Origin of the sequence: Sphingobium sp. WTD-1 (genome assembly GCF_030128825.1) — a bacterium.
Classification (GTDB): domain Bacteria; phylum Pseudomonadota; class Alphaproteobacteria; order Sphingomonadales; family Sphingomonadaceae; genus Sphingobium.
This window is the reverse complement of the sequence record NZ_CP119127.1, coordinates 3569944-3595586: the sequence shown is the minus strand read 5'-3', so window position 1 is coordinate 3595586 and position 25643 is coordinate 3569944. Positions and strand designations below refer to the sequence as shown.

Sequence of the window (25643 nt, the reverse complement as noted above, 5' to 3'; positions counted from 1 at the left end):
TTCAGGCCCCCGTCGGTGAATAAGACGGGCTAAGCCTGTTCCCACGTCTCATGCAAGTCGTCCGTGGAAACAAGTCCGTCAGTCCGCGGAAAGGGGAGGGAGAGGAGTAGAGCAGAAGACCAGCTCGAGGTCTCGCTATTCCATGAGGTGCAACATGGCGAACTGCGTATCCGCGCACATCCTGATCGGCGGCAGACTTGCCCGGTCCTGCTACCCCGAACTGATCAACGCGATCAGAAATGATAATCCGGCTGTCGATTGGGACGGTACGCCGTTCGATCCCGACGATATCCCGGTCGGTAAGCCGCTCGCGCTCATGGATCATGATGTCGCCAACGGCTGTTTCGAAGAAATTGAGGCAATTTGTCACCGGCACGGTCTCCACTATGTACGCTGGTCTGGCGCTTCTCCCGGTAGCTTCCCGTCGGTTCGCATCGTTTACACCGGTAGCGGCGAGCCACAGCTGGTCCTGACCACCGAGGAAGACGAGCAAATCTTCTCCATCGCGCGCATCCGGGAACTGGGAAGCATGGAGGCGATCGAAGCGGACTACCAGCGCGCACGCAGGAATCCGCCTCCCCTGCTGATCGTGGACGACGAGCCAATCGATGTCGTCATCTCGGAGATCCCCCATGGCTGATCACCATGTTCAGGGCTCGGTCGTATTCACCTGTACAGCGCGGGAAGCCGCACTGGTCGAAGAGGCGTGGCAGCATGCCGCTGACCTCGACAACGAGCTGGCGCCGGGCGACCCGAGCGCAGAATTCCTCGCGGCTTTCCCGCCGGTCGAACTGGGCAACCCTTTCAATGGCCTGCTGGCGATCTTCGATGATCCGCGGTTTCCCCAGTTCGGCGCCGAGCTCCGGGTCACCGGAGCAGATCCTTGCATGGTGTCGATCTATGGTGACAGCGATTTTCAAACCGACGCCATCGCGACGCTGATCCAGCGCTGCTGCCCGCAGACGCTGAGCGAAGCGCCGATCGGCTTTACGTGGAGCTATGGTTCTTCGCGTCCCGGGCCCGAGGATACGGGCGGTGGATGGTGCGCCATCTTTGCCGATCGGATCGAATTCGGCGAGACTGCCGAGGGACTGTCGAAGGCGCTGCAGCCCGCTGCCGACCCCTGGAGCGATCACCCGGTCCATCCCGTGTCCGACTGGAAAACCGAAGTTGCCAATGACGAGACCCGTCTCGGCTATCTCGACTGGATCGCCGCACGGCAAAGTTCGGCCGGTGCGGCAATTTAAACCTAATCCCTTCCGCATCTGCATGCCGTGAAACGGCGGTCGGCGAGACGCCACCGCGTCCCGTCGCGACCTTCTTCCGAAAACCAAGGATAGACACATGACCGACGCCACCGCGCCGGGTGCGCCTACGCGCCTCTATAGCCAGACCGACTACGACGAACGCGGCAATTTCCAGTACCAGGGCGATCTGTACCGCTCGGGCGAGGATCTGCCTTCCCTTGCGTCACGAATGGGCCGGCATCTCGCCGAACAGTTCATCCTCACGCGCATCGCGATCAGTACGAGCAAATTTGCGGGCGGCCGCAAGGTCACCGCCGAAATCCTCGATACGCCTGCCGACCTTACCGAGCGCGATAGGCAGAACGCGTTCATCGTCGAAGTGCGCGACCAGATGGAGCGGTTCGGTTTCACGTGCGCCAATGCGCTCCAGGGATTTCACAGTTGCTCCTTCTTCTGCGAAACGCGGATCGGGCGGGCCTACTGGGCGGCGCTCGCGAAAAGGCGCGGTCCCAGAAATCCCGTCGAAGCGCTGGTGTCGCTTGCCGCGTTCAAGAAGCGGGTGAAGGCGGGCGACAGTCTGAAACTCATCGATGCGCCGGCGGGCCATCGATCGCTGGGAACGACGCGCACGATCACCAAGGTACGATCGGGCGATCTGATCCTCGAAGGCAGGAGCCATCTCGATTTCCCGCGCGCCGCTGCCTTCGCCTGCGACGGCAAGCTGGTGCGCATTTCCATCGGCTCGGATCACGACCCGGATGCCCATCTGCTGTACGAATGGCGAGCAGCGGCCTGAGCGATGGTCGCCTCATCGTTTGCTTCGGATGTGTCCGCAGCCCATGCCCCGCATCTCAAGGCCATGCGAAAGCTCCTCGAGCGCTGCCAGCCGCGCCACGATATCTACACGGTGTTCGGGCACTGCATGGAGGCGATGGCAATCGCGATCGCCAACAGCGTCGACCTGCGCCAGCGGGCGCGGCGCGAAGCCCGTTACCTCGACATCGTCGGGCGCTACGGCGCCGACGTCGTCGAAAGCTTCCCACGGGTCATGGCCGAACTCGCCATGGCGCTGGAAACGGGAATGAGCGACGTGCTCGGCCAGCTGTTCCATGATCTCGAACTGCACAACAAGGCGAAGGGCCAGTTCTTCACGCCCTATTCGCTCAGCAGGGCGATGGCGGACATGCTGATCGGTGACAACGCCACCCGTCGGGAAACCATAGAAACCCGAGGGCATCTTACCGCCATGGAGCCGGCATGCGGGTCCGGCAGCATGGTCATCGCGCTTGCCGACGCCCTGCGGGCCCAGGACATCAATTATCAGCGCCACCTCCATGTGACCGCGATCGACATCGATCCCCGCGCGGTCCATATGGCCTATGCGCAATTGTCGCTGCTGCACGTTCCCGCGCGCCTGATCGTCGGCAATGCGCTTTCCGGTGAGATTCGGGAGCAGTGGTTCACACCAGCCCATATCCTTGGCGGTTGGACCGCCCGGCTGGCGTCAGCGCCCCAGGACAAGACCGCGATCGAAACGATCCCGCCTGTTGTGGCTGCGAAATCGGCCGGCTCGTTCAAGGAGACCGAACCTGCACCCGGCTACAACAAGCCATCGCCGTTACCGCGTCAACTCAGCCTTTTCTGATCCAGCCATTGATCATCAGGTAACTTCGTCGAGCATTCCTCCAACCACAATTGCCGGTATGACCCGTGACGATCCATAAGCTCCCGATGCGTACCGCATCCTGCCAGGCGTCCGCCCTCCATGAACAGGACCTGGTCTGCGGCCTGCGCCGTCGCCAACCGATGCGTGATCATGATGAGCGTGGTTGCCCCGTCGGCTCTGCTCCGCAATTTCGTGATCGCGTTCGCCTCGCTGCGCGGATCGAGAGCGGAGGTGCTTTCATCGAGGATCAGCACCGGCACGTCCACGCCTGCCAGCCGCGCGAGCTCCAGCTTCTGGACCTGGCCTCCCGAAAGACGCTCACCCTGTTCCCCCAGTTCCATCTCGAAGTCGATCGGTCTGCCAGGTTCATGAAACCGCCAAAGGTGCAGCAATTCCTCGACATCGCCGATCGCCTGGTTCGCCGGGGGATAGAGGATGTTCTCGCGCAGCGACCGGTTGAACAGGCCGATGAACTGCGGCGCATAGAGGATATGGCGATGCCGATCCGCCCAGGGGATCGCCGCGATATCTGTCCCGCCCATCGTGATCGTGCCGAATGAAGGTTCAAGGACACCTGCGAGAAGCTGGGCGAGCGTGGACTTGCCCGAACCGTTGGGACCAACGATCGCGACGAAAGAACCAGCCGGCACATGCACAGATATCCCGGCCACGCCGGACATCCCCTCGCCATAGTGGAAGCTCACATTCTCGGCGACAAGATCTGACGACGCTGTAAGACCAGGGGACAGGGCGCTGTTCTCTGCATCGATGGTCGCAAAGTTCAGGACGTCGCGGATGTTGGCAATGGCTACCCCCGCCTGCGCGAGGATATAGCCGAGCGAACTGAGCGGCACGGTCAGCCGGAAGGCGTACGTTTGGAGCAGGACGAAATCGCCCGCACTCATGCGCCCCCGGCCGACATCGAGAGCGGCGAGCAACAGCAGCGCCACGAGACCAAGCCCGACCACACAGAACTGCAGCGCCGCCATGAGCGTGAGCGAACGGTACATGCCGGCGGCCGCGTGACGCTTCGCGCCGAGGGCAGCGCCGGTATGCAGCAGCTCGCGGTCGAGCGCGCCGTTCAGCACCACGCGGCGAGCATTGCGCACGATATCGCCGATCGTGCGCGAGACATGCGATGCCGCCGCATTCGTCGCCTCGGCATGAATGCGATGACGCCTGGCGCCGAGCCAGGTCGCGGCAAGGAAACCCAGCAGCGTCAGCGCCAGGATCAGGACATAACGGGGCCGGATCAGGCCCGCGATCACCACGAGACTGGCCAGGGCCTGGAGGATCACCGGCCCGAGCCGCCAGATCAGACCCTCGACGACCAGCGTCAGGCTGTAAGGCAGGCGCTCCAGCATGCCGGGAACGCGGCCGCTGCGGCTGTCGCGCGCCGCGGTAATCTCGGGCAGGGCCGCAGCGAGCGCGCGGATGATGAAATGCCGCGCCAGCGCATCGACCATTTTCGCGGTACAGGAAAGCCTCGCGGTCTCGAGGATCGATGCGCCCGCCCAGCATCCCACGAACAGCATCACGGTGACGAACAGATACAGGAGCGATCCCGAAGGATCTGCCAGCATGTCGATCAGGAGTTTGAGGGCGTAGGGTCCGGCAACGCCCATCGCGATCACGAGGGCTTCGAGGGCGAAGGCCTCGACCAGGCTTTGCCTTGCACCCAGGCGCGCCGATAGCATCAGCTGCGTCAGCCGCGCCAATATAGCAAATGTCGTCACTGCACAGACCTCCTGGCGATTGATGAGCCAGAAGGAGGATTTGGAACGCGGCCGCTATCCTAGCGCCAAATCAGCCCCTTTGGAATGCGCGATCCCATGATCCGGAAAGGGGGGAAGGGGGTGCGGGAAGGTGACGGGAGACGTGGATCGTCCCGTTACCCTCAAGCTCAAGGAGATGGTTTCCATGGCGAGCATAGCCCGCATGACCGACACGCCCCCCGTGTCCGCTCCCTATCGCATCGACGTCTCGCGCGGCGGCCGCAGTGGCCGCGTATCCTCGGAATGGTTCTCCCGGCCCGACGACGAGAAATTCCTCTCGCTCTCCAGCCTCTACGACAGCGTGCGAGCCCGGGCCGATCGCTCGACCACCCGGACCGTCGAAAGCCGCGCGATCCGCGTCGAGGCGAGAAGCGATGATCCCGAACGGCTCACGCTGATCGCACCGGGCGACGAGCGTCCACTCACACCCACCAACTGGTCCTTCGGCCAGGTCGCGAGCCTCGTCGGCGCCCCGGCCTCCTACCTGCGCCAGCTGCCCGCGGCGCTTGCCGGTATCAATCTACAACACGGACTTGTCACCCACAGAGGCGAACAGGTCAAAATATTGCAGACTGACGATGGCCGAACAGAACTGCGGGCCGCGACCGGAAGTCAGTATGGCAGGGTGTATGACTGGGAACTGATACAGGCCATCATGGCATTCGCCGGGGATGGCGTCGGCGATACACGGTGGAAAGTTCCTGGAACGATCGATTGGGGAAGCATGCGCTATAACCCTTATGTCGATATAACGAAGGAGACGACCACGCTCTACGCTTCGGACAGGGATGTCTTCGTGTTTCTCGTCGACGACACCCATCCGATCGAGGCCGGTAAACTGCCGAACGGCGATCCCGACCTCTATTTTCGCGGATTTTATGCCTGGAATTCCGAGGTCGGCTCCAAAACCCTCGGCATCGCGACATTCTATCTACGCGGCGTATGCGCGAACAGGTGCCTGTGGGGCGTGGAAAATTTCGAGGAAGTGAACATTCGCCACTCGAAATTCGCCAGCGCCCGCTTCGCACACCAGGCCGCCCCGGCGCTCGAGCACTTCGCGAACTCCTCCCCGCAGCACTTCATCACCGGCATCAACGCCGCGCGCGAACGTATCGTCGCGCGCAAGGACGAGGACCGCGACGCGTTCCTGCGGCGGCGCGGCTTCTCGAAAACCGAGACGACGAAGATCATCCAGACGGTCCTCGCCGAGGAAGGGCACCCGCCCACGAGCGTCTATGATTTCGTGCAGGGCATCACCGCCGTTGCGCGCACGAGGCCGCATCAGGACAGCCGCCTCGAACTCGAAGCCAAGGCCCGAAAGCTGCTCGAACAGGCGCTCTGAGGCGCAGTTCCCGATCCGAATTTTCCCTCCATCGCCCGCTCCGGTCTTCGACCGGGGCGGCTATGCTCATGAAAGGATGAGGCCATGCGTGCCCAGTCCGATATTTCCCTTTCCGATTTCACCGTGGACGTCGCCTTCTTCAGCGACGGCGAGCATTATGCCACCCAGAGCTACATAGTCACCGCGTCGACCTGGTTCAGCGCCCGCCAGCAGGCGCTGCAGATGTCGGTGAGCAGCGTCTATGACGACCCGCGCATTCCCGGGCTCAGCCGCACCGCCACCCTGCGGCCCGGCTCATGACCCGCCAACCTACCCGCCGCCTCGGCACGGGAATCTCCGCGCTGATCGCCGCGTCGCCCCCGCCCGCCACGACGCTGCCGCTCGCCAGCATCAGCGCCGGATATAATCCGCGCCGCTATTTCGACAGCCGAAAGCATGACGAGCTCGTGGCATCGCTGCGGCTGCGCGGAATGCTCCAGCCGATACTGGTTCGTCCCGTCAAGGAGACGGGTGAGGGCTATCTCATTGTCGCCGGGGGACGTCGCTACCGCGCGGCGCTCGAAGCCTTCGGGCCCGAGGGCGAAGTCCCCGTCATCATCCGCGAGATGACCGACCAGGAGGCCCTCGAGGCGGCAATCGACGAGAACGACGTGCGCGACGACGCTTCGGAAACCGAGCAGGCCGATGCGGCGCTCCGCGTTCTTGCCGCCTGCCAGGACGATCGCGGCGAAGCCGCTCGCCGGCTCGGGTGGTCGAAAACCAAGCTCGATCGCCGTCTCGCGCTCGCAGCCCTCTGCGAGCCGGTCAAGCACGCGCTCGACCAGCGCCGGATCAAGCTGGGACATGCCGAACTGCTCGCCGCCGTTCCCGCCGACAAGCAGGAGAAGGCGCTCGAGACGATCCTCGCCTCCGGTCTTGACGTCGGGAAGACCCGCGACCTGCTGATCCGGGTCACCCAGGATCTCGCCCATGCCTGCTTCGATAAAGGCGAGTGCCTTGCCTGCCCGTTCAACTCCGCAGCGCAGCGCGCCTTGTTCGAGACGCATATCGAGGACGGGCATTGCACCAATGCCGGGTGTTTCGAACTCAAGACCCAGACCGCCGAAATGATCCGCTTCGAACAGGAGGAATGCGCTGAAAAGGCTGCGCGGACTGCGAAGGTTTCCGCAGACGACGATACCGGCGCTGAGCAGGCCGAGGACGAGATCGACGCCATCGACGATCCGGATATCGCTGCCGATGGTGACGAAGACGGTGTCGTGGATGACGACAGCGGGGACAGCGGCGCGCCCTTCCTTCATCTCCGGGATGAACAGGCCGCATCTTCTGCGAATGATGCCCGAAAACCGACAGCGCCGATCGATACTGGCGCCAGGAAGCCGGACACGCCGAAGTCCCCCGTCACCGCCCGGTCGATCGCGATCCGCACCAGGGAACTGCGCGAGGCGACCTGGCGCACCGCGCTCGCCCGCGCGCTCGCCGCTAATCCGGCCCATGCCCAGGCCACGATCCTGGTCGCCGCGATGTCCGGTACGCTTCCGGAGATCAAGGCGGAGACATTGCGCGGGCGTGCCGGGCTGCTGGTCGGTGCGTCCTTCCCCGATCTCGATTTCAGCGAGAAGATCGCCGTGGTCCAGGCGCTACCGGAACCACAGGCCGCGACAGTGCTGTCCGCTATCGGCGCGGCCTATGCGAAGGATGTGGCCGGTTTCGATCATGTCGCCGACCTGGCGCGAGTCTTCGCCGTCGACCTGCGCGACGCCTGGCACGTCGATAAGACTTTCCTCGAACGCTACTCGAAAGAGGAACTCAGGTTCATCGCCCGCGAATGCGGGGTGATCGCACACATCGGCGAGAAGGCGTTCGCGAAACTGCTCGGCCAGAAGAAGACCGATCTCATCGCCGGCATGCTCCACGCACTCGGCTTCGAGTGGGCAGGGCGTCTGCCGAGCGCCATGACCCTCGACGGCGCATATGGGCCACCGCCTGCTCGGGCAGTTGCACGCGCTAGCGAGGTTCCGATCACGGACCTTGCCGCCTGAACGGTCCCACGCTCTTCCAGAAGGATTTCTCCCCATGCTGATTACCAGCCTGCTTCCGCTGCTCGCCCGCTATTCGCTCGGTTGCGATCTTGTCGCCGGGCCCGGGGGCATGGTCACGCTCACCATCATCCCGCGCATGATCGAAGGCGGCGGCCACAAGCCCGACGCCGGTGAACTCCGGCCGATCGCGCTCACCGCGAGCGCCGCCGAGATCGATGCCGAACTTGCGCGGGGCGAGGACGGCGCACTCGGCCAGCTCATCGCCGGGCGCAAGGCGCTTGCCGACCAGCTGGAAGAGCAGCGGCAGGCTACCGAAGCCGCTCGCGCTGCCGCGACCGCGAAGGCCAAGGCGGCGACACCGACACCGAAACCGACGCCGAAACCGGTGGCCGCTGGCGCGACCGCGCACGCTTCCGGCAGTCCGCCGGCCGACGCCAAGCCCGAAGAGCCCGCCAGCCTTTGGTGAATTACGGCGCGGAAACCTCGCTCCATCTCTCCTTCTATCTCCCGGAGACAGTCATGCAGATCGATCATCTCACCCGAACCTATCGCTATGACGGCATCGACCTTCCGGTGCCGCCGCATCTCGCGCAGGACCCGGCCGCGCTGCGCGCCTATCATGCGACGCTCTACCCGGCGATCCTCAACGCCGAGACGGTCGATGCCGGGGTCATGGGCGGCGCGCATGTCACCGAATATCGCCGCGCCGTCGGCACCAAGGGCTGATCCCGGTGCCGACGGCGCCGCGACGCCGCGGCGCGACCATCCCGCCAGCGCTGCGTAAAACCCTCCTGGACTGGATCGAGACGGACGATGGCGACACTGCCGGCTTCACCCCGCCCGCCTGTAGCCCTTGTGCCCGAGCCCTCCATACGCGGATCGTCGTCGACCTGCCGGGCAGCGCGGGCGAGTCCCGCGAACCGCTCCAGCCGCCGGCCGGACTTCGCCTCCCGCCGCTCGGCTGATCTTGCCAGTGATCCTGCGGGTGATCTTGCGGGCAGGGCCGTCGGGCTATCCCCCGATGTCCCCGCGATCTTCGACGCGCCGCTGGCGCCGCATCACCGGGTGATCGGGCGCTGGGCCGCGCCTCGGACACAGGATGCAGGAGCCTGTACGCGCCTCGAAGCCCGCCGCCACATCGAGGCGGTGTTCGATGCCGCTGTGCGTGAAATCCTGGACCCGATCGATATCGTCGATCTGCGCATCGCCGTGCTCAACAGTGAGGCGGATGGGCCGCCCGCGATCGCGATCATCTGCGACAGCATGGGACAGCTTGACCTTGGATGGATCGAAACCGGCGATGCGCCCACCGCCTGGCGCGCCGCCGCCTACCGGGCGCTCGAGCAGACGCTTGGGCGCGTGCTGCCGGTCTTCAGCTACCAGGATCTCTTCGACGAGATGTCCATGTACTACTGGGAAGGGGAAATCGATGACGAAGCGGCCCGCCGCAGCCTGATCGAATGTCATGGCGCGGACGCCGAGGATCTCGACGGTCACATGCTCCCTTCGCAGATGAACGAACGCCGGCCGGGCTGGATGATCGCAGCGAACGCGGCGCCGCTGAGCCGTCTTCCTGCTGCCCTGCGTCGCAAGCTGGCGGATGTGCGTGCTGCGCAGGAGGTTCTCAGTACGCTCTCGCCCGAAGCTGGTGCCTGGCACTTCGATTTCGAGATCGCCAGCGCATATCTCCCCGGTATCGAGGAATGCGCCTCGCTGCCGCCGCTGACGCTGGTTCCCTTCGTTCCGTTCGCCCGCGAACTCGACGATGTCATGCGCAGCGGCATGGAAATGGGGTTCATGGATATCGCCGGTATCTGCCCGCTGCCGGATGTGGCCTGCATCGACGACTGGTTCGCCTCACTGCGGCTCGGCGCACAGTTCCTCCTCACGGTCCAGAACCTCGTCCGCTTCGATCCACCCAAGGCCAGGAGCCTCCCATGTCCGACCATAGCACCCACTTCGAAGCGAGCGGCGGCGGTCTCGTCCTGACGAACGCCATCCTGCTCTATACGAACCAGGCGCCTCGGCATCTCAAACCCTGTGGCACCGCGCAGGGCGATACCACCGCCTTCGCCAGCATCCATACCGTGGAACACGATGGCGATGGCCGGCCGACGATCGCGGCCGGCAGCCCGCTGACGCGCGCACATCTGCGGCAGTGGTCACAGGCGCTTGGCCGTACCGCCCAGCCCGAGCTTCTCCCCGAACATGTGCTGGTCGCGCATCCCGACATGCTGGCTTGGTGGGTGCCGGCTAAGGTGCGCCTGGCCTATTTCGCGCTGTCCGATCCTCCTGCCGATCTCCATGCGCTCGCTGCGCGAACGACGCTGCCGGTTCCCTATCCGCCCCATCTCCTGATCGCCACGCGCCATGGGCTTGGCGTCTATGCCCTCCCGGTAAATGAACGCCCGGACGCCGAGACGCCGGTTCTGCACTCGCCGATCCTCAACGTCTTCGCCGACGGGCGGCTCTGCTGGGGCGACATCCCGAAACCCAGGGCGCTCAGTATCGCCTCCATTCCCGCCTATGAGAGCGCGCTGTTCGACTCCTGGTCGACGCATCCCAATCCCGGGCAGGATCGGACGATACGCGGAAAGGGCGGGCTGGTGCGGCTCTGGGACGATCTGGCAGCGCGCGGGGCTACCCGGTTTCCGGTGAGCCGTCTCAAGCCTTTTGGAACCGGCACGGCCGGGCAGGGGATAGGCCCGCGAAGGACCGCCGCCTGCGCGGTGACGGTAGGCCGGCTCATCGCGCGGGGCCGGGTATGACGATGCCCACCGATGATGCGACGGCAGCGGCGGTGCTTGAGGCCATGCCCTGTTATCCGGTGCCGCCCTTCGGCAGGTCGCCCGCCATCGAGACGCTGCGCGCTTCCCGCGTCGGCCATGGTCTCGCCATCGGCAGTGACGGTGTGATGCTGATCCTGCGTCGCCCGTGGCTGGCGCTGGACGTGCCGGTTGCGGCGCCCATCGTCGGCTATGTCCCTTATGGCAGCATCGGGGCGGCGCGGGCCGATCTACGCTGCGGCCTCGTACCCCGGCGTTATTTCGTGCAGATATTGAAATTTCTCAAGGCGGCCCTGCCGAATGAGGCCGCCGCATTCATCCTGTGGAACGAGGCGAGCCGTGAATTTGCCGTCGAGTTCCCCGAGATCGATGAAGCGACACCGACACGACTGGTCTATCGTATGCCGAGGCTGCCGCCTGACTGGCACATGGTCTGTGACATCCACAGCCACGCGGGCGGCCGTGCATTCTTCAGCGCCACCGACGACGCCGATGATGCCCATGCCACCAAGATAGCGATCGTCTTCGGACGTCTCGATCATCCCGATGGTCCCACCATGGCTGCGCGGCTCTGTGCGGGCGGCATGTTCCTGCCCTTGCCGCGCTGTCCCTTTGCAGGAACTCCCGATGCAGACTGAGCAGACTGACCAAGCCCGGCACTATCTTCCTGCTGTCTTTGACGATTGTGCGATCACGATCCTGCTGGTCGGCTGCGGCGGGAACGGAGCCCAGATGCTGATGGGTCTCGCCGCGCTCGACACCGCACTGCGCGCGATCTCCTCGCGTTCGCTCGACGTCACCGTGGTCGACGACGATATCGTCACCGAGGCGAACATTGGGCGTCAGCCTTTCTATCGCTGCGATATTGGCCATTCCAAGGCGCGTACACTGACCGAGCGCATCAATCTCGCGCATGGCCTTGCCTGGGAGGCGGTTCACGGACGCGCTCCTGAAGCGATCGGCATCGAGGCCTTCGACATGCTCATCAGCTGCGTCGATACCGCCGCGGCCCGCCGGGCGCTGGGGGCGGCACTGCAGACCGGCAGAAATCCGCCCCTCTACTGGATGGACCTCGGTAACCGCGCTGGCGACGGTCAGTACCTGATCGGCTGCCCGCGGCGCACCAGTCACAGCGATCGCCCCCGTCTTCCCACCGTGCTCGAAGTCTTTCCGGAACTCGCCGACGAAAGCGTAGCGGAAGACGATGCGCCCTCCTGTTCGGTCGCAGAGGCGCTCGAGCGTCAGTCGCTGTTCGTCAACCGCGTCGTCGCAAGCCATGCGCTCGCGCTGCTTTTCGATCTTCTCGGGCGCGGTTCGATCGGGCATGCCGGGGCCTTCATCAATCTTGCCGGCGGTCAGACCGTCCCGATCCCGCTTCCTTTCGCGAATGGCGCATCACTTGCTGCGCCCGGACACGCAAACATCTCGCATTCGTAGCCTGTATAGGCTATGTCATATGCCAAGGAGTCGCCATGAACCTCGAGCGTCACGTCAAACTGTTCAAGAACGGCCGCAGCCAGGCGGTCCGCATTCCCCGTGAGTTCGAGCTTCCGGGCGAGGACGCCATTATCCGCAAGGAAGGCTCGCGCCTGATCATCGAACCCGCCCGGCCGCGCTCCCTGCTTGCCGTTCTCAAGACATGGGAACCGCTCGATGAAGAGATCGGCCCGATCGAGGACCTGCCGGCAGAACCGGTCGACATCTGATCCATGTTCCTGCTCGATACGAATATCCTGTCGGACCTGATCCGACAGCCCGATGGCATGGTCGCCCACGCTATCGCCGACGTCGGCGAGGATGCGGTTGCGACCAGCATCATCGTTGCCGGCGAACTGCGCTATGGCGCAGAAAAGCGCGGATCGCCGCGCCTGAAAAGCAAGATCGAGGATTTGCTGTCTCTCATTGCGGTGCTGCCGCTCAAGGACGATGCCGACGCCTGCTATGGGCGTCTGCGTGCCGACCTCGAGCGCCGTGGCACGCCGATCGGCGCTAACGATATGCTGATCGCCGCCCACGCGCTCGCAATCGGCGCGACCCTCGTTACCGACAACATCCGCGAATTCGAGCGGGTCGATGGCTTGCAACTGGTGAACTGGCTCCGAACCACCTGACGCCCGGTTCGCACGGCGTTCCCGGTCTGGTTCTCGTGGTTAGCGAGCATGAAGAAGGGAAGGGGGAGGGCAGAAGGGTGGTCCCAGGGAGATCGCCCCATGCTTACCTCGTACTGTCAGTGTCGGCAGCCCTGCCATTCCTGGCGCGCGGCTGAAGCATTCGCCACCTCATCGATGCCGGGTCTTGCGGCGTGACGACCGATCCTGCCACCTTCGATCCCGCCGACCGGCAGTGCTGGATCGCCCATGGCCGCCGCCCCGAGCATGCCGAGGTGCTGGCATCGGTATGGAAGGACTATCCGGACCTTCCTTCCGATGCACCGCTGCATGAACGCATGGCGCGCAGCCGCGCGCGCGTCGCCGCGCTCCGCCCCTTCAATGATGCCATCCGCGAGGAAGCCGAACGCGAAAGACAGCGCACGAACTTCGCCTGCATCGAGAAGCGCGTAGCAAGCGGCCAGATCAGGCCCTTCGATCAGGCCATCCTCCAGGCACGCGCCCAGCATGGCTATAACTGGGACGCTGCAGTCCTCTATGCTCAGGGTCGATACGCGACGGAGGCTGGCTGGGGACCTCGCGATTTCTCGGCGCCACCGGGTGAAACCTCGCCCGCTTACGCCCAGGGCTTCCGCGATGGCGGTGGTTGTTTCGAAGATCTGTTCGACGTGGCCAGGCGTTCCTACGCGGCTGCCACGCGACAGGAGGACCGATTCCCGGCTCCCGGAAAGGCTTTGGTTTCACGGCCGGCTCCGAGCAGTTGGCCGTCTCCGACAGACGCCCCGCGTCCCGCATTATGGTCGAAACGCACCGTGATCATCGGTGCTGCCACTGCATCGAATGCCGCAGCAGGCTTGATGACCATGCTCCAGGCACAGCCCGGGCATGAAATGGCGCATATCATCATAGCCGACGTCGGTCGGGGCTTTCGTGCGTGGCGCAGTGCGGAGCCCGCCCAGACCGGGAATCCAGCAGATCAGTTACGGGCCTTGTTTGCCGGGATCGAACCGGACGACCTGCTGATCATTGCCGATGGCGAAGATCTCGCTTGGATAGACCGACATGCCGGCATGCTTCCGCTCTGCCGGACCATGGAGCGCACGTGTAATTCGGCGATCCAGCAGCGCGCGCAATTGCGCGCCTGGCTCGAGCGCGGACTATGCGAGGGCGAGGTCCTCGCCGGCGGCCATATCCGCTGGACCAAGCTCGCGCAGGGGCTGTCCGGCCGCCTCGGCGAATTCGTCGCCCGCTATGCCCATAAAGCCCAGCCACGCGGACACCGCCTCGTTATCGAACTACGCGATGGCGATCCCGCAATCGGCTTCATGACGCCGCAGTGCGAACTGCTGAACCCCGAGGCGATCATTACCAACAAAGCGCATATGCGCAGACACATGGCGGCGATGCTGCGACGCTTTGCAGCCGCCATCCCGCATCATCGCAACGCGGCTGCCTGACCGCGCCGCCCACTGCACGATCAGACAATTTGGGAGGATCCCATGCACGAGATGCCCAACTTCCCCGTCATGTCCGGCAAAAACGCGCAAACGGCAATACTCCAGCCAGGGCCAATCGACGATGACCGCTGAATCGGGCCGGGCGCAGGCAGACTGCCCGAGATCGACTCGTGCCGAAGTCCGCAACCCGGTCCTCGCGCTTCCGGCGGCGGGCATCCTTGCGACTATCGACCCCGATATGCGCGCGCTGCTGGCGCTTCTTTTCGGCGACCTTCAGCAGGACGCCCGCGCGAGAGCGCACCAGAACTGGAACAGGCACAAGGCCGTCATGGCCGCCTATTGGTCGGCTGTCGCCACTGTCGCCACTTATGCCGGGCACATACGGCGAACCCTTTATGGTCCTGCAGGTCATCGCAATCGGACGCCCCTGCTGTTGCGGCAACAGGGTTATTCGCCGATCCCGGTGCGCGACTGGGCTGAGGCGTCGCGCTGTTACTGCCAGCGCCGTGACCGCAGTGGTCTTGGTGCGAGGGACTTTGTCGAAGCCGAACTGACCATTGGCGACACGGTTATCGCCCGGATCAGCTATAACGGTCGCATCTGGCTCGCAGGCGACTGGCAGCCCGGCGATACGCCGCTCTACGACAACGCGGCGAGCAACTTGCGTCTCCCCTGACATACCCCCCGATTTCCTACGCTGATCATGGAGAATGGGCGCGGGTAGAGAGCAGGGAGCGGAGAGGGGAGGAGAGCTGGGGCGACGGACCCGGGGCGGTCGACTGCCTCTTCCGTGCCACAGGAGATTACCCCATGGATGTGATCGTTTCCCGCGCCCGCATCGCCGGGTGCGCGCCTCTCTATTCCTATCGCGCGCTGGTGCCACTGGAAGACGTCGATTCCGATCGGCGACACCGCGTTGCGGTCCTGCATGTCCAGGCCGCGACGATCCGTGCGGCATGCACGCGCATTGCCGACACGATTGCACCTCATCGTTGGTTCGAACGGGATATGGCCGTCTCCTTCGGTCTTGCCGCCCAGCTCGGCCTCGCCGCGCGGCGCATCGAAGCGCTTCTGCTGCAGTCGGTGTTTCCCGAGATGGCCACCTGGTTGGCGCCGATCGCGCTTCGGCTCGACCATGACCCGGGAAGCGCGTCCCACCGCGTCGCGGCGATCGATCTCAATGCCGCTTTCGATGCCATCGTTCCTCGCATCGACACCCTGACCGCCGCCGAACTGGCGCCGCCTCGGTCCATCGATCGCCGCGCCGCCTGATCCAGGAAAGATGCACATGATACATTACACACTTTCCCATCCCGAAGCGGCCGCCTCCCTCTGGGAAGCGGTTCTCGACCTGCGCGACCATCCGGCCGCCGAACCCGACGCTCTCGTTCGTGCGCTGGCGATCCGCAAATCGTTCGAGGCGATGGGGACCTGCACCATGCGCATCATTGTCGTGGGCTGGATCGATGCGGTCGATGCCGCCTGGTACAGGAACCAGGAGACCTGCCCCTTCTGTTTCGACTGGTCCTTTGTGAAGCAGTGGGTCATCGACACCATCGACTGGTCGGACCCCAATAATCCGGCCATCCGGATAAATGCTTCGGGCACGGACATGACGGACAATGTGACTATGGCGGCCCAAGCGGGGTCGAAGTCGCCCGAGCCAGCGAGGCCGCAAATCACTCGGCACGATCATGTCGCCCTGCTCGCCCGCGTGCGCGCTGCCCTGGAGAGGCCGGACAGCCTCGATGCCGCCGCGCGCGCCACATTGACCGGGGCGATTGGCGCCAGCGAAAGCGGGCTCCGTGTCTGTGCGCTGCCATGGCCGATCGATATGCATCTGGGCATCATCGAGCACCGTCACGGCGTCAACTTCTACGCAGGCCTGAACCGTGACGTTCTCGTCGCGGAGATGGCGGAATACGCGCGCGAATGGTGGAAGGAGATCGGCGACCGGCGCGATCCGAATACGCTGCCCGATGACGAGGTCCTCGCCGCCTATTTCAACGATCACCCTTCGGAAAGCTATTCGACCGAGATCCTGCGCCTGGAGCCCCTCCCGGCGGTCCGCTCGGTCTCTTCGATCGAAAGCGGCGCCTACTGTGTGCTCTCGACCGCCCATCTGACGGTGCAGACGGCCGGCCTTCTCGACAAATGGGCCTGCTGGCCTCCGAGCGACCGCCCCATCGACATCGCCGCCTCCGTTTATGGCTGGTTCGTGCCGACGCGGCCGCTTCCCGATGACCGCCGAGCGCAGATCCCGGATGATCTCCAGGAAATCATCGCGTTCGGACGTGATCGCGGCTTCCAGTTCCTGCTCCTCGACTGCGATGCAGACCGCGCCGCCGATCTCCCCGTCCACGACTGGTGACCGCATCGAGGAACGGCTTACCAGCCAGGAAGAGTCTGGCTGGCATCCCGCCGGCGATGGGCATCACTCGGAATACCATCGCCTTCAATCCATCATGGAGCGCCCGCGCCGGCCTCCATCAGCGGCAGCAGCATCGCATGGAGGGCATCTTCCGCGCGCTCACGCCGGGGGGCATCGCTCGAGGCCAGGTCCTTGCGCATCCAGTCGGGCAGTCGCCGCACGAGGTCCCGCAGTTTTACATCGTTTGAATCGCTCATCGCCTCCTCTTTGCAGGACGCTCACCGCGACGACAACTGTCTTGGCGCTTTGCGTCGGCAGAGCGTCAAGCCGGGACGAAAGGGAAGGGGGCAGGGTAGGGGAGACGGCCGGTTGGTCCGTCGCCGAGACAGGAGATGATCATGCTTCTTCCCGCCACGATCGAGATCGCAGTCAGCCAGGACGCCGTTCGCTGCGCGTCCCGCCTTGTCGCGGGACGCGCGCTCGCTGCGATCCACGAAATCCTGCAGAATTGCCGCCGGGCCGGCGCGCAGCACGTCATGATCAACCTTGTCGAGAAAGACGGCCGCGCCATTCTCGATATCCACGATGACGGCTGCGGCATCGATAATCCCGCAGCGCTCCTGACCCTCGGTTTATCCGTTTGGGGCGACGATATCATGCGGCGTGAGGCTCCGGCCGGCATCGGCCTGTTCTGCCTTGCCGGTCGTGCCATCGAGATCCACGCCTTCTCGCCCGCGATGGGACACGGCTGGAAGGTCCGGATTCCCGCTGAAGCCTGGAATGGCGACAGGGCGCTTGAACCCGAGTCGTGCGACCTCGGCTGGGGAACGATGGTCCGCATCGAGATATCCGACGACTGGAAGATGGGCATTTGTTCGACCATTGCTGAGGCCACCCGTTACTATCCCTTGCCGGTGACGCTGGACGGTGCGTTGCTGCCCCGCGAGGATTTTCTCAAGGATGCGCTGCTGATCGAAGAGGCCTGCGGTTGCCGTATCGGCGTCTATAAAGGCAACTCGGTTCGGCAGGATGGCCCCTGCATCAACTTCCATGGTCTGGCTGTCCCGTGCTCTCTTCCCAATATATTCGAGTTGAACAGGCAGGACTGCCGCTGGTCCGCTCGCATCGATGTGATCGACGCGCCTGAAATTCGCCTCGCCCTGCCGGCCCGCAACGCGGTGATCACGAACGAGGCGATGAAAGCGCTGCGCATCGCCGCCGAACGCGCCATATATACCGGCATTGCTGCCCAGGAGGACCATCGCCTGCCCTTCGCCTTATGGCTGCGGGCTCGAGAACTCGGTGTGATGCTGCCTGCGGTACGGCCAGGGCTCTCGATCTGGAATCCACTGTCCGGCGATGAACATCAAAGGGCCGCCAGTGCGAAAACTGCCCCTGAGACTGTCTCTGGGGGCGCATTGATGGTTGTCCCCTCGCTGCGCTCCGAGATCGCGCAGGCGCTGGCACTCGCCCACCATCAGCCGCCGCTTCAGGATTTCGTGCTGGTGGAGGAGGAACGCTGGCTCGACGGCTATGACTGGTACGACGCTCTACCGATCATCCTCTATGTTTCCTTCCGGATTTACCGCGGCGGCATCGAACATCCTTATAGTGAAGACGACCGCCTTCCATGCGGCTTCGCTTCAGGTTTCGTCGACAGGATCGTAGCCGACCTGGAGATTGCCGAGACCGGGCATGAGGATGCGCCGCGGCACGTCCATTCCATTGAAATCCCGGCCCTGGTCTGTCCCACTGGCAGTTGGGATATCGAGGAGGCCGTGGTCCTTGTGACCCGCGGCGGCGGTATCGACCCGGATCGCCTGGGATGCATGATCCACGCGACGCTGTTCTCTTCGCGCGACGATGTCGGAGCCGCCGCCCGAACCCATCCCCTGAGCAGCAGATCCGGCGTCCGCACACGATGCCGACGGAAGGAGCACGCCCATGACCATCGCCACTCATGACTTCACCCGCAATGCGAAAGTTCCGCTCGGTCACTGTTCGGCCGGCACGCTGGAACTGGATCTCGGCAAACTGATGTCGGGTCGCTGCCTGATCCAGGGATCGTCGGGCGCGGGCAAGAGCCAGACGCTGCGCCGGATCATCGAGGAGGCCTTCGATTATCTGACCACCATCATCGTCGATCCGGAAGGCGAGTTCGCCAATCTTGCCGCGCATATCGGCGCGACCACTGTCGTCGCACGCGACTACGCCAATGACGGTCTTACTGCGCTGGCGCTGCGCACCCGCCAGCACCGTATTGCCCTGCATCTCGATCTCACCGATCTGGAGCCCGACCACCGCATCGAGAAGGCCGCCGCCTTCTTCGCAGGGCTCCTCTCGGCGCCGCGCGAGCATTGGGCCCACACGGTGCTGGTCTGCATCGATGAAGCGCATCTCCTCGCGCCGCATATGGCGGCCTCGGCCCGCGACGCCGAAACCCGCCGCCTAGGCGTCGCTACCCTCACTGACATGTGCGCGCGGGGGCGCAAGCGCGGGATCGGCACGATCATCGCCACGCAGCGTCTCGCCAAGCTCGCCAGTTCAGTGGTCTCCGAACTGCACAATCACCTGATCGGTCTCAACGTCTTTGACCGTGACGTGGCGCGGGCCGCTGACCTGCTCGGTTTCGGCGGCGATCAGGCGGCGCTGCTCCGGCAATTGCCACAGGGAGAGTTCTTCGCCTTCGGTCCCGCGCTTTCGGCGCTGCCCGTACTGGCGAAAATCGACACGACGATCACACCGCACATCGGTCGGACACCCGATCTGGTCGCCGCTGCCCACCTCGACCCGGACGAGAGCCGCACGCTCCTCGACCTCGATACCTTGCGCGAGGTGGCGCCGAGCAGGAACACCCATGCCGCCATGCGTGGCCAACGCGCGCTCGATGCTTTCCTGCTCGACCCTGCGGCGCCCGCCGCCGCGCGCATTGTCGGGGCGCTGGGCAGCATCACGCCCAACGCCACCACGGCCGATGATCTAGCGCGCCATCTCGCGCTCCCCGCCACTGACGTCGACGCCGGTCTCGATCTGCTCGCCGCGATCGGCGCCTCGGACACCATGCCGCGCGGAGATACGCGTCTCGCGCGCCTGTCGGCCCGGTTGCGCCTGCGCGTCGTCGACACCCCGGTCGTCGGCCTGGCCTGAAGGAAGCCCACCATGACCCAGACCAGCTTCGATCTCGACGCCGATATCGTCGAACTGACCCCTTTCGTCCCCGCGACGGAGACCGCGCCGACCATTCCGCTTTCGGAACTGGCTTTCCGCGCGGACGCATGGCTTCCCGATGAGACGGCGCGTCTCCGCGTAGCTTTTACCGACGATTGCACGATTGAGGAAATCGCCGCCCAGCTTGGGCGGTCCCGGGCCGCTGTCGCTACCCGGATCCATGACCTGGGCCTGCGCCGTAATTCGCGGCGATCGTGGAGCGACTGGGACGATGAGGAAATGGCGCGCTGCTACGCCCACGAGCCGACGGCGACGTTGTCGGCGCGGCTTGGTCGCGGCGTGAGCGCGCTCTATGCGCGCGCCCGGCTGCTTGGCCTCTCCGAACCCGGATCCCCGCCGTACAGTGGCTGGGAGGACACGCAGCTGCGCACCGGCTACGCCACAGGCGTTCCTGTCGCGCAGATCGCGAGCCTGATCGGGCGACCCTTCGCCGGTGTCATCTCGCGCGCTTCGGCGCTGGGGCTGCGCCATGCCTGCCAGCCGGACGACTGGAGCAATGCGGAAATGAACCGCGCCCTCGAACTCGCGACAACCGGCGCACGCTATGTCGCCATCGCCGAGGTTCTGGTGGCCGAAGGCTTCCCGGCCCGGAACAGTCGCAGCCTCGGTCAGCGCCTGCGTAAGCTGGGCTATGGCAGAGGCTGGGGCCGCCCGTGGATCGCCGAGGAGGACGCGCTTCTGCATCATGCTTACGCGACGGGCGCGAGCCTGACGCCGCTGCGCGAGCGGCTTGGGCGCACCCCCCACTCGATCCGCTGGCGGGCCGAAGCGCTGGGGCTCAAGGGATCGCATGTCCGCCGGGACGGATTTCGGCAGGGTCCGGTCTGGACGGCCGGGGAAGAAGCCCGGTTGCGGGCAGACTATGGCAAGGTTCCGACCCGCCAGATCGCCGAGGCGCTTGGCCGCGGCGTGCGCGCCGTTCTCTACCATGCGAACCGCATGGGCCTTTCCCACGGGTTCATGCGCGCATTCAGCGCCGACGAGGACAGGGCGATCCGTAACGCCTGGGCATATGGCGTCTCGATGGTCGATGTCGCGCAGGCCCTTGGCCGCGATCCCGCCGTCATCGGCAAGCATGCCGCGCGTCTCGGCTGCCGGTTCAATGATCCGGCGCGGCCCACGCGCGGGCCGAAGACGCGGCGGGCGAACCGGCCACCTGTCACGCTCCCCAGCCTGCTGGCGCTCGATACCGCTGTTCCGACCGGTGTCGATCTTCCGATCGCTGCCTGATCACGGGCGCCGCTTCTTTCCCGGAGGTTTCATGTCTACGCCTGTCCCGCCCAGCAGCCTGTCGTCTCTGCGGCGGCAACTCTCCAGCTTCGATCACGCGCTCAGAACAGCCCAGCAGCTGCGGCGTGCGACTGGTGTGCCGCACTATGTCGTGCATGGTGTCGCGCCGCTACAGGCGTTCAGGGTTACGATGCGGCCGCCGGCCTGGCCCGATCGCTGGCTGGCGATGGTCGCATGACGATGCCATCTGCCACCTATCCAGTCGTGGCGGCCTGGGGCATGGGCGTAAACAGCACCGCCATGATTATAGAATGGGTAGCCCGGGGCCGAAGGCTGGATGCCGTATTGACCGCGGATACTGGCGCCGAAAAGCCCCAGAGTTACGCCTACCTTCCGATTTTTCAGAAATGGATGGACGATCGAGGCATATCCCATCATATTGTTCGATATGAGCCGAAGAAATTCAAGCATTGGCCGCCGTACTTCACAATATTGGAGAATTGCCTGACGAACTCGACTTTGCCATCTGCCTCATTTGGTAGAAAATCTTGTTCAGTCAAATGGAAGATACAGCCTCAAGACCTTTGGGTGTCAAAATGGCAACTTGCAAAGAATATATGGCAGGTTGGCGGTAAGGTTGTCAAGCTGAACGGGTATGACGCTTCACCTGCCGACAGCCGGCGTTATGCGAACCGAAGGCATCGTGGATGCCCGATACGACTATCTTTATCCGCTTCTGCACGAATGGCATTGGGACCGCGACGCCTGCATCAGGCGGATTGAGGCTGAAGGCTTGCCGGTTCCCCCGAAATCGAGTTGCGTCATCTGTGCGCATATGCGTTCCGAGGAAGTCGCGCAATTGCCGCGCTGGGTGCTTCGATTGATCGTGTTGGTTGAGGCGCGGGCCGCGCCCCGCCTGCGCAATGTCGAGAGCTTGTGGCGTCGGGCGACAAAAGCCCGTCCCGGCTCCATGACCATGTTCATCCGGCAGCGAGAGCTTCTTGATCCCGACGAGATCGACGCCATCGTCGCAGGCGCATCTGTCGATCTCATTGATTTCCAGCGTGTCGCTGCGGCCATTCCCGTGGAGCGGCGACCGCATATGCGCGAATGGATCGATCGGTTCAATGAAGGTGTCGAGAAGCTCGCCGCCTGATTGCCTCGCCTGTATGGAAGTGACCGTCCACTGGCCCCAGCATTTGATGAACGCACGATCAGCATGCGCAATACTTTGCTTCAAGACGAGCCGATCATCGAGCGCTGCCTGGTGAAAGATATTTGTGAAACCATTCGCAGATCTCGCTGACCACGCTTCGGACGGTTGCGGGGGAACCCGCTAACGAGTGATTTTCGCCCCCGTACCGCAGGATGCGAGCAGTCTTTCCCTGGCGCCATAGGCCCGTATAAAATGCCTCCGATTGGTATGTTGTGCCGCGGATGTCCAAGTCGCCGTGGATTAGGCGGCGTTGACAAAAGGGATTCCCAATCGGTGCGTGTTCTGATTCAAGGCTGCTCTTTGGGGAGCGGTCATGGATCGAGGGGATTTGTCGGACGCGGAGTGGGAGTTGATCGGGCCGCTACTCCCGTCCGAGCGTGGGAGGCATGCCCGACCGGCCGGCGATAACCGGCGCTTTCTCAATGGCATGCTGCATGTGCTGCGGGTCGGTTGCCCGTGGCGCGACATGCACGAGCGCTATGGCAAGTGGAACTCGGTCTATGTCCGGTTCCGGCGCTGGGCGGAGCAAGGCGTCTGGGACGCCATGCTGCAAACGTTGGTCGATCTGGGCCTCACCGACGACTGGCAGCACATGATCGACAGCACCACGGTTCGCGGCCACGTCTCGGCAGCGGGCGGAAAAGGGGGGCTTGTGCGCAGGCTTTTGGTCGATCACGCGGCGGCTTTACGAGCAAGATCCACGCCCGCTGTGACAATCAGGGCCTCCCTGTCGGCTTCATCCTTACCGGCGGCGAGGCATCGGACTATACGGCGGCCGACGATCTGATGAACCTGCCGCTGCCCAAGCCCAGGGCGCTGCTCGCCGACAAAGGCTATGATGGCGACAGGTTCCGGGAGAACCTGCTCATGCGAGGCATCCTGCCCGTCATCCCGCCGCGCTCCAACCGCAAGGTGCCGGCCCATCCCGACTACCGGCGCTACAAGGATCGCAATCGTGTCGAGCGCATGTTCGCCAAACTCAAGCAGCAGCGCCGCATCGCCACCCGCTACGACAAGACCGTCCTGTCGTTCGAGAGCTTCATCAACCTCGCTGCCGCGCGACTATGGCTGAAAGCTTTTGTCAACACCGCCTAGCAATACTGGCGCGTTCACTCGATCGACGAAACTCAAGGGGGAATTACGCTGGTAAAACTCTCCCTTCGCATATGGAGGCCCTTGTGCCGCCGGCGAAGTCAGTTCAGCAATTACCACATTGTCTGATTTATCTTGTTCGTCGAGATCGTACCCGCGAGCCGTCGGATCAAATGCCCCATAGTAGGTCCTCAAATCGGATATAGGGGCTATAGCCGCAATGGCATTGAAGCGATGGGACTGCGTAGCCAATCCTAAAGCTGTATAGCCGCCGAAACTTTGGCCCATGAAACCGACCCGTGTCCGGTCCGCAATGCCAAGTTCGACCAATCGGTCCACTGCGGGATCAACATCCAGCGCAAGCTCCGTGAGCGGATCTTGCTTGCCATCCCGCTTTAATGGGATCGACGGGAGCAGAATGGCGAACCCCTGAGCGGCGTAGAGATGGAGATTGTAGATGCCCGGCATATACAGATCCAGCGAGTAGTCTGACCAGCTTGGAACAGTCGCTACCGCGTATCCCCATGTTATCACGGGTACCCTGCCGCCCTTATATCCTGGAGGCAGCAGAACGGCCGCCTTCAGAGGCTCACCGTGTCCGCTTAGGTAATCAAATTCGAACGCCCGCCCGGTCTCCACTGCGGCTAGGTGGCGATTAAGCTCAAGCAGAGTGACAGCTTTTCCATTTCGCGCGGATGCGCGAACGAATAAGCCTTGGGCCGTCTGCTCGCTCCATACGATTCCTTTAGCATCGCGGCCAATCAGTTGGGCCTTCTCCGGAAGTCCAGCGGGGCGGGATGACATGATGTCCTTTTTACGATCTGCCTCAGGTCTGATGACGCCCGTGACAGTATTGGCCGCAAAATATTGGACGGCTTGGCTTTCCAGTTTCGGGCGAGCCGCGAAAGTGAATGTATCTCCGGCATCTCCAGCCCAGCCGAGGAGCAGCAATGGTAGTGCCGCTTCATCTGGTAGTTTCATCCACTCGATGGCTTTCGGTCTATGAAGATCGACCAGACCCAATTTTTTCTGAACCAGCCATTCGCCGTCATTTCTGGGAAAGGATGCATCTTTGGCAGGCGCAAGCACGCCGGTTGTTGCCATAACGGCAGCCCGGTCACCTCTTGGAGAGACGCGGACGGCAAGGCCCCCCTTGAAGGGATATGCCGGCACATGCGCCAAATCTGTAGACGTGCCCGTCTCTACGTTCACGATGGTAAGGATCGCTTCCTGATCCGAGCCCACTGTCGTGCGCTCTGCACCACTCGCAGAGGCACTGACCACGGCTTCCTGGCCCTCGCGCACTTTGTCCCGGGTCATTGATACATGGCGATAGAAGCGCTCTGTGGCTTCGAGGAGGCTCGAAATGCTGCCCGGCGGGAGCATCGCGGCCAGCAGTCGGCTTCCGTCAAGCCAAACGAACGGGGCATTCTCATCACCAATCGTACAGACATTCGGCGAATTCGACCCCGGACCCGCGAAATCAAGCCTGTTGACGCCGCTGCCGTACCTGGTTTGTGTTACGATCGCCTGGTCACTAAGTCTGTGGACCCGATCGGTCGTCCGATCCCACATGTATAGCCTGACATTATTGCCGCCTTTGGGCTCAGTACCTTCCGGGCGCGTAGACAGAAACGCCAGGCGCTGCCCATCGGGGGACCACGTCGCACACCAGGATCCGGCAGCCTCGGCGTGTCCTTCTGTCAAATTTCGGCGTACGCCGGTGCTGCGATCGATGAGCCATATATCTGCGCGAGATGGATCAATTTCATATGCTGCTCGGCCATATATTTCGCCATCTCTCGCCGGCCGAAGGACAACGGCGGCGAGAAGCATTCCATCGGGGGATAGCTGGGCCCGATCCAAACGTTCCATCCCGAGTACGTCGTCCACCGACATGGGGCGCGATGACACAATCGAGGGCGCCAGAATAAGAAGCATGGCAATAACAACTCTGCTCATCCGGCACCTTCCTCTGGTTCCTGTCGAACGTACCGATCGCTACGGGGATGGAAACCCGAAATGAAGGATTTCTCAGGCCAATATGCCTTCATAACCTCCGTCCGATTCTGACGAGTAGCGG

General features: G+C 63.7%; 28 protein-coding genes and 1 pseudogene. 25 read left to right on the top strand and 4 right to left on the bottom strand.

Annotation, left to right across the window (positions count from 1 at the left end):
- Positions 1 to 154 precede the first annotated feature (154 nt).
- The 4 genes from N6H05_RS17765 to N6H05_RS17750 all read left to right on the top strand — a co-directional run bounded on the left by N6H05_RS17765 (position 155) and on the right by N6H05_RS17750 (position 2892).
- Positions 155 to 640 (top strand): hypothetical protein, encoded by a 486-nt coding sequence (locus N6H05_RS17765; RefSeq protein ID WP_284110909.1) that lies wholly within the window; start codon positions 155 to 157, stop codon positions 638 to 640.
- A complete protein-coding gene (locus N6H05_RS17760) occupies positions 633 to 1247 on the top strand; it encodes a hypothetical protein (RefSeq protein WP_284110908.1) in 615 nt (204 codons plus the stop codon). Before N6H05_RS17765 ends, N6H05_RS17760 begins: the two co-directional genes overlap by 8 nt.
- A 97-nt stretch (positions 1248 to 1344) precedes the next feature.
- Positions 1345 to 2043, top strand: a complete 699-nt coding sequence (locus N6H05_RS17755) for a hypothetical protein (RefSeq protein ID WP_284110906.1) — start codon at positions 1345 to 1347, stop codon at positions 2041 to 2043.
- A 3-nt stretch (positions 2044 to 2046) separates the two neighbouring features.
- Positions 2047 to 2892, top strand: a complete 846-nt coding sequence (locus tag N6H05_RS17750; RefSeq protein WP_284110904.1) for an N-6 DNA methylase — start codon at positions 2047 to 2049, stop codon at positions 2890 to 2892.
- Here the strand turns inward: N6H05_RS17750 and N6H05_RS17745 are convergent.
- Positions 2874 to 4649 carry an ABC transporter ATP-binding protein gene (locus N6H05_RS17745; RefSeq protein WP_284110903.1) on the bottom strand — a complete coding sequence of 592 codons (1776 nt, stop codon included), beginning with the start codon at positions 4647 to 4649 and terminating at the stop codon, positions 2874 to 2876. The genes N6H05_RS17750 and N6H05_RS17745 overlap by 19 nt on opposite strands.
- A gap of 184 nt (positions 4650 to 4833) precedes the next feature.
- On the opposite strand from N6H05_RS17745, the gene N6H05_RS17740 reads away from it, so the two are divergent.
- From N6H05_RS17740 to N6H05_RS17670, 15 genes are all read left to right on the top strand, one after another.
- Positions 4834 to 6030 (top strand): DUF932 domain-containing protein, encoded by a 1197-nt coding sequence (locus N6H05_RS17740; RefSeq protein WP_284114260.1) that lies wholly within the window; start codon positions 4834 to 4836, stop codon positions 6028 to 6030.
- Positions 6031 to 6114: 84 nt separating this feature from the next.
- Positions 6115 to 6330 (top strand): hypothetical protein, encoded by a 216-nt coding sequence (locus N6H05_RS17735; protein WP_103094772.1) that lies wholly within the window; start codon positions 6115 to 6117, stop codon positions 6328 to 6330.
- Positions 6327 to 8072, top strand: a complete 1746-nt coding sequence (locus N6H05_RS17730) for a PRTRC system ParB family protein (protein WP_284110901.1) — start codon at positions 6327 to 6329, stop codon at positions 8070 to 8072. Before N6H05_RS17735 ends, N6H05_RS17730 begins: the two co-directional genes overlap by 4 nt.
- Before the next feature lie 34 nt (positions 8073 to 8106).
- The gene (locus tag N6H05_RS17725; RefSeq protein ID WP_279727990.1) at positions 8107 to 8538 is read left to right on the top strand and encodes a PRTRC system protein E; all 432 of its coding nucleotides are present in this window, start codon (positions 8107 to 8109) and stop codon (positions 8536 to 8538) included.
- Between the two features lie 53 nt (positions 8539 to 8591).
- Positions 8592 to 8798, top strand: coding sequence for a PRTRC system protein C (locus N6H05_RS17720; protein ID WP_279727989.1), 207 nt, complete (start codon positions 8592 to 8594; stop codon positions 8796 to 8798).
- 87 nt (positions 8799 to 8885) lie between these two features.
- Complete coding sequence (locus N6H05_RS17715; RefSeq protein WP_279727988.1) at positions 8886 to 10061, top strand: hypothetical protein; 1176 nt, start codon at positions 8886 to 8888, stop codon at positions 10059 to 10061.
- A complete protein-coding gene (locus N6H05_RS17710) occupies positions 10010 to 10840 on the top strand; it encodes a PRTRC system protein B (RefSeq protein WP_048938830.1) in 831 nt (276 codons plus the stop codon). The genes N6H05_RS17715 and N6H05_RS17710 overlap by 52 nt, the downstream gene beginning before the upstream one ends.
- On the top strand, positions 10837 to 11496 hold the full coding sequence (locus N6H05_RS17705) for a PRTRC system protein A (RefSeq protein WP_279727987.1): 660 nt from the start codon (positions 10837 to 10839) through the stop codon (positions 11494 to 11496). Before N6H05_RS17710 ends, N6H05_RS17705 begins: the two co-directional genes overlap by 4 nt.
- Positions 11486 to 12295, top strand: coding sequence for a PRTRC system ThiF family protein (locus tag N6H05_RS17700; RefSeq protein WP_048938828.1), 810 nt, complete (start codon positions 11486 to 11488; stop codon positions 12293 to 12295). Before N6H05_RS17705 ends, N6H05_RS17700 begins: the two co-directional genes overlap by 11 nt.
- Before the next feature lie 35 nt (positions 12296 to 12330).
- Positions 12331 to 12564 carry an antitoxin gene (locus tag N6H05_RS17695; RefSeq protein ID WP_010338822.1) on the top strand — a complete coding sequence of 78 codons (234 nt, stop codon included), beginning with the start codon at positions 12331 to 12333 and terminating at the stop codon, positions 12562 to 12564.
- 3 nt (positions 12565 to 12567) lie between these two features.
- Positions 12568 to 12969, top strand: coding sequence for a type II toxin-antitoxin system VapC family toxin (locus tag N6H05_RS17690; RefSeq protein ID WP_048938827.1), 402 nt, complete (start codon positions 12568 to 12570; stop codon positions 12967 to 12969).
- A 191-nt stretch (positions 12970 to 13160) separates the two neighbouring features.
- On the top strand, positions 13161 to 14423 hold the full coding sequence (locus tag N6H05_RS17685) for a hypothetical protein (RefSeq protein ID WP_284110899.1): 1263 nt from the start codon (positions 13161 to 13163) through the stop codon (positions 14421 to 14423).
- 121 nt (positions 14424 to 14544) lie between these two features.
- Positions 14545 to 15099, top strand: a complete 555-nt coding sequence (locus N6H05_RS17680; RefSeq protein ID WP_234415540.1) for a hypothetical protein — start codon at positions 14545 to 14547, stop codon at positions 15097 to 15099.
- A 134-nt stretch (positions 15100 to 15233) separates the two neighbouring features.
- Positions 15234 to 15695: a hypothetical protein gene (locus N6H05_RS17675; protein ID WP_284110897.1), complete on the top strand. Its 462-nt coding sequence runs from the start codon at positions 15234 to 15236 to the stop codon at positions 15693 to 15695.
- A 166-nt stretch (positions 15696 to 15861) separates the two neighbouring features.
- Positions 15862 to 16794, top strand: coding sequence for a DUF5983 family protein (locus tag N6H05_RS17670; RefSeq protein ID WP_284110895.1), 933 nt, complete (start codon positions 15862 to 15864; stop codon positions 16792 to 16794).
- Between the two features lie 92 nt (positions 16795 to 16886).
- Here N6H05_RS17670 and N6H05_RS17665 read toward each other — a convergent pair whose 3' ends face one another.
- The gene (locus N6H05_RS17665; RefSeq protein WP_199909654.1) at positions 16887 to 17051 is read right to left on the bottom strand and encodes a hypothetical protein; all 165 of its coding nucleotides are present in this window, start codon (positions 17049 to 17051) and stop codon (positions 16887 to 16889) included.
- Between the two features lie 141 nt (positions 17052 to 17192).
- On the opposite strand from N6H05_RS17665, the gene N6H05_RS17660 reads away from it, so the two are divergent.
- From N6H05_RS17660 to N6H05_RS28195, 5 genes are all read left to right on the top strand, one after another.
- A complete protein-coding gene (locus N6H05_RS17660) occupies positions 17193 to 18758 on the top strand; it encodes a sensor histidine kinase (protein WP_279727984.1) in 1566 nt (521 codons plus the stop codon).
- Positions 18739 to 19941, top strand: coding sequence for an ATP-binding protein (locus N6H05_RS17655; RefSeq protein WP_284110893.1), 1203 nt, complete (start codon positions 18739 to 18741; stop codon positions 19939 to 19941). The genes N6H05_RS17660 and N6H05_RS17655 overlap by 20 nt, the downstream gene beginning before the upstream one ends.
- A 12-nt stretch (positions 19942 to 19953) precedes the next feature.
- Positions 19954 to 21252, top strand: coding sequence for a hypothetical protein (locus tag N6H05_RS17650; RefSeq protein WP_284110892.1), 1299 nt, complete (start codon positions 19954 to 19956; stop codon positions 21250 to 21252).
- 31 nt (positions 21253 to 21283) lie between these two features.
- Complete coding sequence (locus N6H05_RS17645) at positions 21284 to 21490, top strand: hypothetical protein (protein WP_080993670.1); 207 nt, start codon at positions 21284 to 21286, stop codon at positions 21488 to 21490.
- A gap of 417 nt (positions 21491 to 21907) precedes the next feature.
- Positions 21908 to 22408: a hypothetical protein gene (locus N6H05_RS28195; RefSeq protein WP_349666195.1), complete on the top strand. Its 501-nt coding sequence runs from the start codon at positions 21908 to 21910 to the stop codon at positions 22406 to 22408.
- Positions 22409 to 22502: 94 nt separating this feature from the next.
- Here the strand turns inward: N6H05_RS28195 and N6H05_RS28300 are convergent, their stop codons facing one another.
- Positions 22503 to 22697 carry a hypothetical protein gene (locus tag N6H05_RS28300; RefSeq protein WP_502958941.1) on the bottom strand — a complete coding sequence of 65 codons (195 nt, stop codon included), beginning with the start codon at positions 22695 to 22697 and terminating at the stop codon, positions 22503 to 22505.
- A gap of 84 nt (positions 22698 to 22781) precedes the next feature.
- Here N6H05_RS28300 and N6H05_RS17630 point away from each other — a divergent pair.
- A pseudogene (locus N6H05_RS17630) lies at positions 22782 to 23563 on the top strand (IS5 family transposase).
- Here N6H05_RS17630 and N6H05_RS17625 read toward each other — a convergent pair.
- Positions 23531 to 25522: a S9 family peptidase gene (locus tag N6H05_RS17625; protein ID WP_284110890.1), complete on the bottom strand. Its 1992-nt coding sequence runs from the start codon at positions 25520 to 25522 to the stop codon at positions 23531 to 23533. The pseudogene N6H05_RS17630 and the gene N6H05_RS17625 sit on opposite strands and share 33 nt — an antisense overlap.
- Between the last annotated feature and the right edge of the window lie 121 nt (positions 25523 to 25643).